10 protein-coding genes are annotated in these 13,711 nt (G+C 43.4%); 7 read left to right on the top strand and 3 right to left on the bottom strand.

Annotated features, from left to right (window positions below):
* The first annotated feature begins 103 nt into the window (after positions 1–103).
* From F899_RS02805 to F899_RS02775, 7 genes are all read left to right on the top strand, one after another.
* Entirely contained in the window at positions 104–2,332 is a 2,229-nt protein-coding gene (locus tag F899_RS02805) for a primosomal protein N' (protein ID WP_005220758.1), read from the top strand.
* Positions 2,333–2,373: 41 nt separating this feature from the next.
* Entirely contained in the window at positions 2,374–4,227 is a 1,854-nt protein-coding gene (locus F899_RS02800; RefSeq protein WP_004813472.1) for a cation:proton antiporter domain-containing protein, read from the top strand.
* A gap of 50 nt (positions 4,228–4,277) precedes the next feature.
* A complete protein-coding gene (gene hslO / locus F899_RS02795) occupies positions 4,278–5,153 on the top strand; it encodes an Hsp33 family molecular chaperone HslO (protein ID WP_004813475.1) in 876 nt (291 codons plus the stop codon).
* A 461-nt stretch (positions 5,154–5,614) separates the two neighbouring features.
* Positions 5,615–6,079 (top strand): DUF2147 domain-containing protein, encoded by a 465-nt coding sequence (locus F899_RS02790; RefSeq protein WP_004813476.1) that lies wholly within the window; start codon positions 5,615–5,617, stop codon positions 6,077–6,079.
* A gap of 194 nt (positions 6,080–6,273) precedes the next feature.
* A complete protein-coding gene (locus tag F899_RS02785) occupies positions 6,274–6,735 on the top strand; it encodes a DUF2147 domain-containing protein (protein WP_004813478.1) in 462 nt (153 codons plus the stop codon).
* A gap of 506 nt (positions 6,736–7,241) precedes the next feature.
* Positions 7,242–7,571: a chaperone modulator CbpM gene (locus tag F899_RS02780; protein WP_004813480.1), complete on the top strand. Its 330-nt coding sequence runs from the start codon at positions 7,242–7,244 to the stop codon at positions 7,569–7,571.
* Between the two features lie 82 nt (positions 7,572–7,653).
* Positions 7,654–7,917, top strand: coding sequence for an HP1242/YdcH family protein (locus F899_RS02775; RefSeq protein ID WP_008303905.1), 264 nt, complete (start codon positions 7,654–7,656; stop codon positions 7,915–7,917).
* A 446-nt stretch (positions 7,918–8,363) separates the two neighbouring features.
* Here F899_RS02775 and pnp read toward each other — a convergent pair whose 3' ends face one another.
* The 3 genes from pnp to recD form a co-directional block, all read right to left on the bottom strand.
* Positions 8,364–10,451 carry a polyribonucleotide nucleotidyltransferase gene (gene pnp / locus F899_RS02770; protein ID WP_171063225.1) on the bottom strand — a complete coding sequence of 696 codons (2,088 nt, stop codon included), beginning with the start codon at positions 10,449–10,451 and terminating at the stop codon, positions 8,364–8,366.
* A gap of 261 nt (positions 10,452–10,712) precedes the next feature.
* Positions 10,713–10,982: a 30S ribosomal protein S15 gene (gene rpsO, locus F899_RS02765; RefSeq protein ID WP_004637724.1), complete on the bottom strand. Its 270-nt coding sequence runs from the start codon at positions 10,980–10,982 to the stop codon at positions 10,713–10,715.
* 912 nt (positions 10,983–11,894) lie between these two features.
* Positions 11,895–13,667: an exodeoxyribonuclease V subunit alpha gene (recD, locus tag F899_RS02755; protein ID WP_005220753.1), complete on the bottom strand. Its 1,773-nt coding sequence runs from the start codon at positions 13,665–13,667 to the stop codon at positions 11,895–11,897.
* Positions 13,668–13,711 lie beyond the last annotated feature (44 nt).

Genomic DNA, 13,711 nt, shown 5'->3' with positions numbered 1-13,711 from the left:
GCGTCAGACCATCAAAATCATTCATATTCTTAGATATAAAATATCTGCTCACTCTAACACAACTGCCTTTTTAGCACGACGAAAATTCATCAGGATGTCTCACTTGCCCATCTCAGATCACCCAGCCTCAACTCCTTCAGTTTATCGTGTTCGTGTTGCTGTTCCTGTTCATCTGTTTGACTGTTTTGATTACAGTTTAAGTGCGGCACAATATCAGCAGGCTGAGGTTGGTGCGCGCGTGGCGGTGTCTTTCGGGCGGCAGAATCTGGTTGGGGTCATTATGGAAAAGCTACCGCCAGACACTCCGCTAGATTCCAGTTTTAAACTTAAAGAGATTACTGAATTACTGGATGACCGGGCACTCATTGATGACAAGGTACTGAATCTGCTGAACTGGTCAGCGCAGTATTACCAGTTCCCGATTGGTGAAGTGGTGCAAAGTGCCTTGCCAACCTTATTACGTCAGGGTAAGCCCTATAACCTGCTGGCCCGGAACTGGAAACTGTTAGATGACCAGGCAGAAGCCAAGGTGCGCCGTTCCGAGCGTCAGCAGGAAGCCTATAAAATTTTAAAATTGCATCCAGTCGGTACCACTGAAACTGTACTGAACCTGGCAGGGATCGAAACAGCTACCCTAAAAGCTTTAGAGAAAAAAGGAATTTGTGAATGTGTGCTGGAACCTCAGGATTTCAGCCCGCAGCCTGTTCAATTGGCACAAATGCCGCTTACAGCCAATCCGGAACAGCAGCATGCCATTCAACAGGTACTGAAATTTAAAAATAAATATCAAGCCTTTTTACTGGATGGTCTGACCGGCAGCGGCAAGACTGAAGTTTATTTGCAGATCATGGAAAAGGTGCTGAAACAGGGAAAACAGGTTTTAGTGCTGGTACCGGAAATTGGCCTAACGCCACAAACCATTAGCCGGTTCCAGTCACGTTTCCATTGTCATATTGCCTTGTTACATTCTGGTTTAAATGACTCGAAACGTCTGCAAGCCTGGCAAGCTGCAGAAACCGGTAAAGCCTCGATTGTGCTGGGTACCCGTTCTGCCATTTATACCCCGATGCCCAATCTAGGATTGATCATCCTGGATGAGGAACATGATCTGTCTTTTAAACAGCAGGAAGGCTTCCGTTATCATGCCCGAGATGTTGCGCTTTATCGCGGGCATTTGCAGCAATGTCCGGTGCTTCTGGGCTCTGCCACACCCAGCATCGATACGTATGCACTGGTTGCCAATGGCAAAATGCAGGTACTGGAACTTAACCAGCGTGCTGGTACAGCCTTAATGCCAAAGATTCATATTTTAGATTTAAAGGTGGCACAGAAACAGCATGGCATCAGCGTGCATCTGATTCAGGAAATACGCAAACGTCTGGAAAAAAAGGAACAGGTACTGGTATTCCTGAACCGCCGTGGTTATGCACCCGTTTTGATTTGTGACAGCTGTGGCTGGCAGGCACAGTGTCCAAACTGTGATGCCAATTTCACTGTACACCGTCAGCCATATCAACATTTGCATTGTCACCATTGTGGCACCCTGCACCGTATGCAGGATCATTGTCCAAGCTGCAATCATACTGAACTCAAAACACTCGGCATGGGAACCGGCAAGGTCGAAGAGCAATTGAATGAACTCTTTCCCGATCATGAAATCATTCGGGTAGATCGTGACTCTACCAGCCGGGTCGGTAGCTGGCAGAAAATCTATGACAAGATTCAGAAAAGCGAGCCGGCGATTTTACTCGGTACGCAAATGCTGGCCAAAGGTCACCATTTCCCCTATGTCACACTGGTCGCTATTTTAGATATTGATTCTGGTCTGCTCAGTGTAGACTTCCGTGCCACCGAACGCACTGCCCAACTGATTGTACAGGTGGCTGGTCGTGCCGGTCGTGGCGAGCACAAGGGTGATGTCTATCTACAGACCTTACGTCCTGATCATGCTTTGCTAAATACCTTGGTGACAGATAATTACCGGGCTTTTGCTAAACAGACCTTAGAGCAGCGTCAGATTGCCCGCATGCCACCCTATCGCTATGCAGTGATGATCCGTTGCGAATCACGTGATCAGGCATTAAATACAGAGTTCTTACAGAAACATGCTGCCTTCTTAAGGCAGTATCAGGACCTGCAACTGGAGATCTGGGGACCTATTCCCGCACCAATGGAACGCAAGGCGGGCCGTTACCAATCACATATGGTACTACTGTCTGCAGACCGTCCACGTTTGCACTATTATATCAGGGCATGGTGGCAAGCCATGCTGCAAGACAAGCCTTCCTCAATGAAGTTAAGCCTGGATGTCGATCCACAAGAGCTGAGCTAATCCTGCAAGCTGCAATACGGAAATAAGATTTAAGGTTAAACATGTCGATACTGTTGCAAATTACATTAATTCTGGTGGCAGCATTGCTGATTGTACCAATCACCCGCTATTTGAAACTGCCAGCAGTGCTGGGTTATTTATTGACAGGCCTTGTGCTCGGTTCTGAAACACTGAATCTCATTACTGATCCCCAACTTCGTTCGATGCTAATGCAAATCAGTATCCTGTCTCTGCTGTTCTGGACGGGTTTACAACTACGACCACAACGCTTCATCCAGATGCCTCATTCTGCCTGGATCTCAACTGCTGCACTGGTCTTGGGGTCAGGTGCCATTCTGAGCTTATGTTCTGCCATTTTTTTACAGCAAAGTCTCATCGCCAGTGTCGTCATTGGGCTGGCTGGCAGCCTGTCTGCGATGACACTCAGTATTCAACATCTGATGCGACAGGAGCAACTCGCGACTTCCCATGGTCAGCTCAGTTATATCAGTTTATTAATTCAAGCCCTGCTGCTGATTCCACTAATTGCCATTATTCCACTATTTTCCGGAGTAAGTTCGACTGAACATGGCGTGGCTTATTTTGCTGCCATTATGGCAACCTTTACCGGACTGTTCCTGTGTAACCGCTATTTGATGCAACCCCTGTATCGCTGGATTGCCAGAAGCAGCAGCCATGACCTGCATGCTTTGGTGGCAATTTTTGTAATCCTCGGCTTGTTGGTACTGATGCAGACACTGGGACTAACACTATATTTAGGGGCCTTATTTGCGGGAATTCTGCTGGCAGATTCCGATTTCAGACCACACGTCGAAAATGCCATTCAGCCTTTTCATGGCATATTGATCGGTTTGTGTTTTATCAGTATTGGCCTAGCGATTCAGCTAAGTGATGTTTTGCAGATGCCTGGATTGATCATTGGTGGCGCCGTGCTGATCATATTGAGTAAATTTGTGCTCAGTCTGGCTCTTGCCCGTTATTATCAAAATAGCTGGCGTACCAGCACCTTAACCGCAGTTAGCCTGGCCCAAGGCGGTGAGTTTGCTTTTGTGTTACTCACTATTGCAGTTACCCATACCATCTTAGATATCAGCTTGTTATCACCATTGCTATGCATGCTGGCGTTATCCATGTTAATGACACCAGCGCTCTACTGGTTGCTTGATCAACAAATCTTACCGCGATTAAATCGCTCGCATCATCTGGTCGCAGACTTTGATACCCAGGTAGAGCCTTTAGCCACTACACCAATTTTACTGATTGGTTTTGGTCGCTTTGGGCAAATCGTAGCGCGTGTACTTCATCAGCAAGGTCTGAGCTTTAGTGTAATGGACAATACGGTTGAAGCAAGCGAACTACTCAAAGATCAAGCTATTCCCTTCTTTCAGGCAGATGCAACTGAAACCACGGCGCTACAACTGGCAGATATTGCTTCCAAAGATCAGGTGATTGTCGCGATTGATGATATTGAGGATTCTTTGCTGGTCGTACGTCATTTGTGCTGGAATTACCCGGATCTAAAATTGTGGGTACGCGCGCGTGATCGCCATCATGCACATTTGCTGCATGAACTGGGTGTGGAAAATGTTTTCCGTGAAACTTATCTTTCTGCTTTAGCGCTGACACAGTCATTACTGGCAGCAACCCATCAATCTGTAGAACTCGCTGAGCAGACAATTCTACAGTTCCGTCAGTATGATGAAACTGTATTAAAAGCAGAACAGCAGGCTGAATCTGCTCCTGAGTCATTACATGCTCAACAGCACAGCAGCATGGCGGAGTTAAGCTACCTGTTCGAACAGGATCAACATCGTAAAAGTGTAATAAATCCAATACAGAAGCAACAGAATGTCAACGGCACAGGAATTGATACCATAACAGATGATCTGTCATAACTTGTGTTTTACAATAGTGTCACCATTAAAGCAGGGTTATGGAGAATTTTATGTCTGATTTACGCCAACGCTTTTTTATTGAGGATAGCCCTGTTCGTGGTGAAGTAGTGCATCTTCAAGAAGCTTTACAAACAATTTTAGCGCAGCGCGACTATGCTCCTGCCGTACAAATCCTTTTGGGCGAGATGCTCAGTGCAACTGCCCTATTGGCAAGTACGTTAAAAATCAAGGGACGCATCAGTCTGCAAATTCAGGCTACTGGTACGTTTAAATGGGCTATGGCGGAATGTAACCATCGTGGTGAAGTGCGTGCGTTGGCTGATTATGAAGAGGATCCTCGTTTTCAGGTGGCAGAAGACAGCAGTACCGTTCTAAAAGCCCTGATCAGTCCTGTACTGTTTATCAATATTGAGCCTGAAGTGGGTGAGCGTTACCAAGGTATCGTACCACTGGATAAACATAATCTGGCGGGATGCCTGATGCAGTATTATGATCTGTCTGCGCAGATTCCAACCCGTATTGTGCTGGCAAGTGACCAGAAGCGTTCAGGTGGCTTGCTGATCCAGCTTCTACCACGTAATAGTGAAGAAGAACAACGCTATGTGGATGAAGATTTGTGGCCACGCGTGACCATGTTGACTGAAACCTTGAAAGCAGAAGAACTGGTTAGCCTGGATACCAATGAAATCCTCTATCGTTTATATAACGAAGAACAAGTTCGTTTGCCTGAAGCAGAACAGCTGAAATTCGGTTGTACCTGTTCTAAAGAACGCTGTGCCATTGCCTTGCAACAGATCGGGGTTGAATCCGTTCGTGAAACTTTAGAATTCCAGAATCCAATTGAAATGGATTGTCAGTTCTGTAACAGCCAATACACCTTTACTGCTGAAGAAGCTTTAGGTCTGTTCGGTGAGCACCTTAGTTAATTACAGGTATCTTTGTTAATAAAAGCACTCAATAGGAGTGCTTTTATTTTTATAAATCCAGAGTTTTCTTTTCCATGAAGAATAAATATTTTTAATTTCAAACTTACCATATCCTTCAGCTCTACACGGCTATATGGAAATACCAATACTTGGCCCCACTCTATTCTTAATGAATATAAACTCAATCCCCTATTAATTAACCCTGACTTCCAAAGCTGTCTGAGCTAATTATTTAACCAGCTTTCAGCCTCTTTCCCTTTTTAATGTGCTAATCCATCAAATACTCATCACGTCCCACATTTCTCGATTAATGTGATTTTTCATCAATTTAGGTTTTAATTTTTCTTGGAGATATTTGATTATTCACTGGTAATTAGTAGATTTTTCACGCTATATTAATCCCATAATATTTTTATGCCTTTAAGATTTTAGAAGTATTTTTAATACTTGGGGAATGTGTGATGATGAAATTTAAACTGTTCTGTTCCTTGATTGTTGCAGCAGCAAGCACAATTAGCCTGTCAGTATCTGCCAACAATGATCCACTGCTTGGACAATGGAAAACCATTGATGACCGTACCGGTTATTCTCTGGCAGATGTCATCATCAGTAAGGATGCTAAAGATCGCTATATGGCCAAAATTGTAAATGTACGTGAGGTTCCGGGGGCGGTTCCACAACAAAACTGTACTCAATGCACCGGCTCTCTCAAGGATCAGCCTCTGGTTGGACTGACCATGCTTAAGGGTCTGAGCAGTCATCCAGAAAAGACCAATGAATTTATTAATGGCACCCTGCTCGACCCCATCTCGGGAAAACTATATCAGGCACGTGCACGTCTGAAAAATAATGGTCGACATCTGGCAATTCATAGCCGGACTGAAGGATCTCCAGTCGGGCGTAATATGACTTGGATCAAAAATTGAAAATTGCGTTGTCCAAGTTATGCGATACGACTTGGACAAGCTTCAAACATTTTCGATAAAACATGATTTTTCGTTCATTTAACCCATATTAAAACAACTTTCATCACAAAATAATAAATTGATTTATAAAGTTATTATTTATAAATTAGAGCAATAAATCTATTTTTAAAACACGATAATTTCCTAGGATGGATATGAAACAATTAGTACGCGCTTTATGTATGGGGATTTCTTTAGCAACCGTATCAGTATGCAGTTTAGCCAATGTAGATCCATTGATTGGAATATGGAAGACTGTAGATGACCAAAGTGGCTATTCACGTGCAGATGTCGAAATCCGCAAAAAACCTGATGGCACCTATGAAGGGATTATTGTCGAAACCCGGAGTCTACCAGGTGCCGAAAAACAAGTTATTTGCCATAACTGCCCTGGCAAGCTCAAAGGTAAACCGTTCATTGGCTTACCTTTTATTTGGAATTTTAAACAAAATCCAAATAAGCCAAATGAATACATTGATGGTCAAGTCTTGGATCCAATTGGGGGCAAGATCTATAAAGGTAAAGCACGTTTGAACGCTAATGGTAAACGCTTAACTCTACGTGGTTATGTAGGCGTTTCCGTAATTGGACGCAGCGTAACTTGGATAAAACACTAATTTAGTTAGTATTTTAAAAAGCCTCTACTCGGAGGCTTTTTTATTGTCATGATTTGAAACAATAAGGTACAAATCTTCACTGTTGTAGTGCACTAAAACTCAGAATAATGGATCGAACGCGGTTATTTTTTATCCATTTACTATGTTCAGATCGTATACCTATATGCTCCAACGATTACCTGACTCTTTATTAAAAGCGGGTCACGGCACAGGGATGTCCAAAAATAAGAATAAGCAATATGGTGATGCATCTGAAACTATTTTTGACCAATGTTCGGCAAAACAGTTGCTATGGCGTGGCAGATATCAGCCACTTTTAGCTCATCACTTGCCTAACTTAAATTTAAGCAGGTTTTGTACCTCCAGCAGTTTTTACACGACTGCCACGCATATATTGAATCATGGGAAATCTGATCTCAGGCATTATCTCCAATCCTATCTATTACCATATGCCCCCGATCTGATTCACAGCAATGACTTTAGTCTGGATATTTAAGGAGCAGGCCATGACCACCATTCAATATAAAGAAAATTTTTCTCAGGGTTTTATCCCCTCAGAAATCATGGATGACCATCAATTTGATCTCAGCCATTTTGCAGAAGCATGCGGGCAAAGCCCGGAATGGGTAATACAGCTGATGGAACATGGCATTTTACCTAACCGTAGTCGTAACACTTCCTATCATTTCATTGGTGAAGATGTTACCCGAGCACAACGGGCATACCGCTTACAACGTGATTTTGATGCATCTTTTAGTGCTGTCGCCATGATGCTGGATCTGATTGATGAAGTTCAACAGCTACGTCGTGAAGTGAAGCATCTGCACTTCAAATAACCTCCCCCTCCCTGGTCTATCTCGGCTGAAACTGAGATGGTTCGGGGATTCTTACATTATTTTTTTGAGTTTATAACTGATTATGAAAACCAGAGATTGCAATAAAAAATTAAAGTACATGTTCCCCGAATATCGCGACCTTATTACCCAGCTTCGGGATGAAAATCCGTATTTCGCCCGTATTTTTGAGGAACATGATGAATTGGATCGACAGATTGCACAGCTGGCATTAGACCCGGTAAATCTTGTTAATACAGATATCGAAGCAATCAAGCGAAAAAAATTAAAGCTAAAAGATGAGATTTACAGATTACTCAAGAATTCAGAGGCAGATCCTTTGACCTGATTCAGAATAGTTAAGACTAAAAGCAGGCAGCTCATGTTATAAGAATCCAAAAGTGATTTTAAGCATAAGCAGGAGAATGATTGGCATCCTACTTCCTGCCTCTATAAAAATGCCAAAAACCTAAGGTGGTCTAAATAATTTAGTGGATGATATTTTGTTCATAAGCGAAAGAATCAATTCAGTATTGTTTAGATCACATCTCTGCTGGCAGCAAATTCAATTAACTTTAATTTGCTGCCAGCGCTCTGGTCAAAATAAAATCTAAAAATATGATCAAGACATAATCCTCCAGCAACATCATCGTAAGCGATGTAATTCAAATATTGACTGGATCTAACGGATTTTTCTCACTTAAATCAGCCGGTATTTTTTAATCTCATAAACTTCAAATGTAAAAAAGCCTGCATAAAGCAGGCTTTTTTCAGACTTTAAAAGTCATCTCACAATTAAGCTTGTTCAATGTCTTTCATTGTCAATTTGATACGGCCACGGTTGTCAACATCAGCAACCTGTACTTTCACTTCCTGACCTTCTTTCAATACGTCTGCAACGTTGGCAATACGTTCGTTAGAGATTTGAGAAATGTGTAGCAGACCATCAGTACCTGGCAGGATATTAACGAACGCACCGAATTCAACGATACGAATCACTTTACCTGTATAGATCGTACCTGGTTCAACTTCAGCAGTCAGCGCCTGGATTTTTGCAATCGCAGCTTGTGCAGCAGCTTTAGTTTCACCAAATACGCGTACTGTACCATTGTCTTCAATATCAATCGCAGCTTTGGTTTCTTCAGTGATTTGACGAATAGTCGCACCACCTTTACCAATGACATCACGGATTTTGTCAGGATTAATGGTAATTACCTGGAAAGTCGGTGCGTGCATAGAAATTTCTGGACGAGCACGTGAAATCACCTGGTTCATTGCATTCAGGATGTGCATACGACCTGCATACGCCTGGTTCAAAGCAACTTCCATGATTTCTTCAGTGATACCTTCGATTTTGATATCCATCTGAAGTGCAGTAATACCGTTTGCAGAACCAGCTACTTTAAAGTCCATATCACCAAGGTGATCTTCGTCACCCAGGATGTCAGAAAGAACTGCGAAACGTTCGCCTTCTTTCACAAGACCCATCGCGATACCAGCCACTGGTGCTTTAATTGGTACACCTGCATCCATAAGTGACAGAGAAGCACCACATACAGAAGCCATTGAAGATGAACCGTTCGATTCAGTGATATCAGATACGATGCGGATTACATACGGGAAGCGGTCAGCTGCTGGAAGAACAGCTTGCACACCACGACGTGCCAAACGACCATGACCAATTTCACGACGTTTAGGACCGGATTCACGACCAGTTTCACCTACAGAGTATGCAGGGAAGTTGTAGTGAAGCATGAAGTTGTCAGTTTTAGTACCTGACAATGTATCAACCATCAAGGCATCACGTGTGTTACCTAAAGTTGTTGTTACCAACGCCTGAGTTTCACCACGTGTAAACAATGCTGAACCATGTGCACGGTCTAACACGCCAACTTGTACGTCAAGTGCACGAACTGTTTTCGTGTCACGACCGTCGATACGTGGCTTACCAGATAGGATGTTGTCACGTACTGTGCGGTATTTCAGATCTTCAAACAATTCGTTCAAGTCATCTGCAATACCGGTTTCGTCATTTTCAGGAACGAATTGAGCAACTGCTTCTGCTTGAATTGCATCAAGTGCCGCATAACGGTCTTGCTTAACTGCAATGGTATATGCTTCAGAGATTTTCGCTTCAAACGCTTCTTTCAGTTTTGCCTGAAGATCTTCGTTTTTAGTTGGAGCAACCCAAGTTGATTCTTTCGCGCCAGCTGCAGCAGCAAATTCTTTAATTGCTTGAATCGCGATTTGCATTTCGTCATGACCGAACAATACAGCGCCCAGCATCTGGTCTTCTGAAAGTTCTTTCGCTTCAGATTCAACCATCAATACCGCAGATTCTGTACCTGCAACCACCAGGTCAAGGTCAGACTGAGCCATTTGCTCATAGTTCGGGTTAAGAACATATTCACCGTTGATCAAACCAACACGTGCGCCACCGATTGGACCACGGAATGGTGTACCCGCAATCGCAAGTGCAGCAGAAGTACCTAACATCGCAGCGATGTCAGCTTCCATGGTCTTGTCAGAAGAGATTACAGTCGCAGTCACCTGGATTTCGTTGTAATAACCTTCTGGGAACAATGGACGGATTGGACGGTCAATCAGACGTGAAATTAAAGTTTCAGCTTCAGATGCACGGCCTTCACGCTTACCATAACCACCTGGGATACGGCCCGCAGCATATTGCTTTTCTTGGTAGTTTACGGTTAACGGGAAGAAGTCTTGACCCGCTTTAGCAGTCGGTTGAGCAACAACAGCGACCAGTACGGTTACGCCGCCCATAGTAATCACAACAGTATTGGCCTGGCGTGCAACACGACCAGTTTCAAGAACCACCTGGTGCTGACCAAACTGGAATTCTTTACGAACAATATTAAACATCGACATGTTTTATTTTTTCCTAGTTCTTGTGAACAATTATTCTAGTGGAGACCCCTAAGGTTTGGCATTCACGTCCTTTTGAACGAGTAAATGACAAAGCTTAGAAGCCGACCTCACCAGAAAGAAACACTAATTTTAAACACAAAGAAGGAGCGAAACATTCGCCCCTTCCTAGGCCTGACTAAAAAGCCAAGCTGACTTTAGTTTTCAGCTGTAAAGCACAATGCATGCAATAAACCCGAAAATAAAGCTTAAATCGAATTAACGACGTAAACCTAAAGCACCGATCAAAGCAACATAACGACCGTGGTCTTTACCATTTAGGTAGTCAAGAAGCTTACGACGTTGGTTAACCATACGGATTAGACCGCGACGGCTATGGTGGTCGTGTTTATGCTCTTTGAAGTGACCTTGTAAGTCATTGATTTGAGCAGTTAAAAGAGCTACTTGAACTTCTGGTGAACCAGTGTCATTTTCAGCGCGAGCAAATTTAGCGATGATCTCTGCGCGATCTGCGTTTGTTAAAGCCATTCGATTTCTCCGAGATGCTTATATATCTTGATAAAAATCAAAGTAATGAGAATTCAGAACATTGACTGCCGTGCATCACTACAGCAAGTTGCATATTTTAAGGGAAATTACGTTAGATTGCAAAAATAGATCATGCGACGATAGATAGATTTAAAGAAATCCACTCAGTTCATTGGAATCAGATTGTTTATCTGCAAGATAAAGCTTGTCGAATTGGTTTAGAGATTGAACGAAAAATTATGAAAACACCTTATTATTTCAGACAAATATAGAACAGCTGATCTTTCGCCTCATTGGCTAAATATACAGGTAATTTTATTTAACTATAAAAAAAAGCCCGAGAGGACTCGGGCTTCTTGTGCGCTGTAGTTTCTTCTTCTTCATTATTTTTTTATTGTTTATTGTTTTTATTACGCTGCATCGCGCTTTATAGTTATTATTGTTAATAAAAACTTTCCATGCTCTTACTGCAACATCCCTGTGTAGTAGATTCTGCCATAAAGCCGGGCTACTCATAGACGCATTTTTCGCATCTATATGTAAGTATTTTCTTACATTAATTAACCTAAATTGTGATTAATATTACACAAATCTCATTTTTAACCCATCCTGTTCATCTTACGCAGATGATTTAGATAAATTAAATAATTTATAAAATTATGCTACCTTTCCATAAACTCAAGACATAAAAAAGCCTTGTAGTCTCTCCCAAAACTACAAGGCTTAGCGGCTGTAAGTTTCCTCTTTTTTCACCTACATCAATGTAAGTTCGCTGTCTCACGACTTTCTTATAATAATTATGCGATTATACTCAACTTTCCTTGTTGAGTTCTTTGTAGGGCCCATCTTCTCAAAAAGGGCAGTGAAGCTCTATCCGCAAATCTCCTGAATCGCTGTAAGCATATGCTTACATTAATCAGTTTCACTATTACCTGAAAAGTTATGACACTGTTCAATGATTTTTTTGCTTAAGCCACTACGACGGGTAGTTTTCAGGCTTAATGATTGTATAAATGCTTCACGATCTACCAATAGTGTGACTGCTTTTTTTGCACGTGTAATCGCTGTGTAAATCAGTTCCTTACTTAACAGGTTACTGGCTTTATGATCCAGTACGACTGCAGTGTGCCGAAACTCTGAACCTTGGGATTTGTGAATGGTTAGAGCAAAGGCAGTTTCAATACTTTTTGGCAAACGCGTTGCTAAAACCCATTTTTCCAGACTCGGAAAATAGACTTCAAACTGGCGCTGTCCAAGATGCTCCCGCAGGAAACAGATCCCAATATCCCCATTCGATAGTCCCAGCTGGTAATCGTTATAAGTCATCATCACCGGACGACCGATATACCAGTCGCCCTGCTTGATCTGCCCGGTTGCAGTGAGCAGGCGCTGTTCAATCTGCTGATTAAGTCGGGTCAGACCCAAAACCCCATGGCGGATTGCCGTCAGGATACGGTAATCATCAAAATGACGGATAATCTGCTCTACAAACCTATTAAAATCTTGACTGCCTCCCCCTGTTTTGAGAGCCTGTACATAGCCCTGATAACCATACATCAGCTGGTCATAATAAGGTTGAGCATCATTGAGCAGTAGATTTTCCGGCAGGTATTGCAGCTGTAGATGGTCAATTTCGATCTGCTCCAGATCAATGGCCTGTAGCTCGGATGCAGTTACCACCTGCTGTTCAAATTCGGTTAACAGATCATGATCAGGATGTGCTTTCTGAATAAAATGTGCCAATGCACCAATCCGTGCCCCTTCACTAAACCGTCGAGTTTTCATCAGATTGATCCGGTTATTGGCCAAGGCCGGAACCTGCTGCAAATCAGCCAATACGGTGCCGACATCGACAGAAGCCAGCTGATTCGCATCGCCCAGTAGAATCAAACGCGCCCCATCTGGCACCGCTGCCAGCAGCATCTGTGCCAGGCTCAGATCAAGCATAGAGGCTTCATCGACCACAATCACCTCATAAGGTAGTGGCTGTCGGGCATGGAATCTTGGCTGTGCAGTTATTCCCAGACCCAAGAGTCGGTGTAAGGTCACAGGTTGTAACTGTTTCAAAGTTTCCAGATTAAACTGGGCCAGTGCTGGACTGCTCAAGGCATTCTGCAACGCTTCCTTCATACGCTGTGCCGCCTTGCCGGTCGGTGCTGCCATGGCAATCCGGATGTCCGGCAAACTTTCATTCAGTACCGCAATGATATGTGCCAGCGTATAGGTTTTCCCGGTTCCCGGGCCACCCGTAATGATACTTAAACCTTGACTGGCCACCATTTCCAGCGCTTTCTGCTGTTGCGGATCAGCAAGCAGGCTGCGATGATGCTCATTCAACTGAACGGCTTTTAACTGCTGGGATTTGATGCGAACCACATGCGCAGCGATTGCGTGTTCCAGTTTCCAGTAACGGTACAGGTACAACTGCTGGTCTTGAAAAATAAAGGGTGCAATCGCATGCTGATCAGACTCGCCACGGCGCACCAGATTGTGCAGCAAGGCGACTTGATCCTCTGCCGCGTCAATACAGCTGTTACCATTTTGCATGGCTTCCAGTACGGCATGCATGAGCAGCTTGGCCTCATCGCCGAAGTTAGCTGAGCTGAATGGTGGCTGACATATATGCTCGATCCAGAGCATCGATGGCGAAGCCAGCTGTGATATGTGATTTTGCTCATTTTCCACACAGTTATCCTCAAACTTATCCACAGGATAATTTTCTGTTTCTA

The organism is Acinetobacter sp. CIP 101934, from assembly GCF_000369585.1.
In the GTDB taxonomy this organism is placed as follows: domain Bacteria; phylum Pseudomonadota; class Gammaproteobacteria; order Pseudomonadales; family Moraxellaceae; genus Acinetobacter; species Acinetobacter schindleri.
This window is presented reverse-complemented; position numbering and strand designations above follow the sequence as displayed.

Bases quoted from the DNA above. Each gene is read 5' to 3' on its own strand.
- F899_RS02800 (WP_004813472.1), top strand. From the start codon at position 2,374: ATGTCGATACTGTTGCAAATTACATTAATTCTGGTGGCAGCATTGCTG.
- F899_RS02785 (WP_004813478.1), top strand. From the start codon at position 6,274: ATGAAACAATTAGTACGCGCTTTATGTATGGGGATTTCTTTAGCAACC.
- F899_RS02775 (WP_008303905.1), top strand. From the start codon at position 7,654: ATGAAAACCAGAGATTGCAATAAAAAATTAAAGTACATGTTCCCCGAA.
- hslO (WP_004813475.1), top strand. From the start codon at position 4,278: ATGTCTGATTTACGCCAACGCTTTTTTATTGAGGATAGCCCTGTTCGT.
- rpsO (WP_004637724.1), bottom strand. From the start codon at position 10,982: ATGGCTTTAACAAACGCAGATCGCGCAGAGATCATCGCTAAATTTGCT.
- F899_RS02790 (WP_004813476.1), top strand. From the start codon at position 5,615: ATGATGAAATTTAAACTGTTCTGTTCCTTGATTGTTGCAGCAGCAAGC.
- F899_RS02780 (WP_004813480.1), top strand. From the start codon at position 7,242: ATGACCACCATTCAATATAAAGAAAATTTTTCTCAGGGTTTTATCCCC.
- pnp (WP_171063225.1), bottom strand. From the start codon at position 10,451: ATGTTTAATATTGTTCGTAAAGAATTCCAGTTTGGTCAGCACCAGGTG.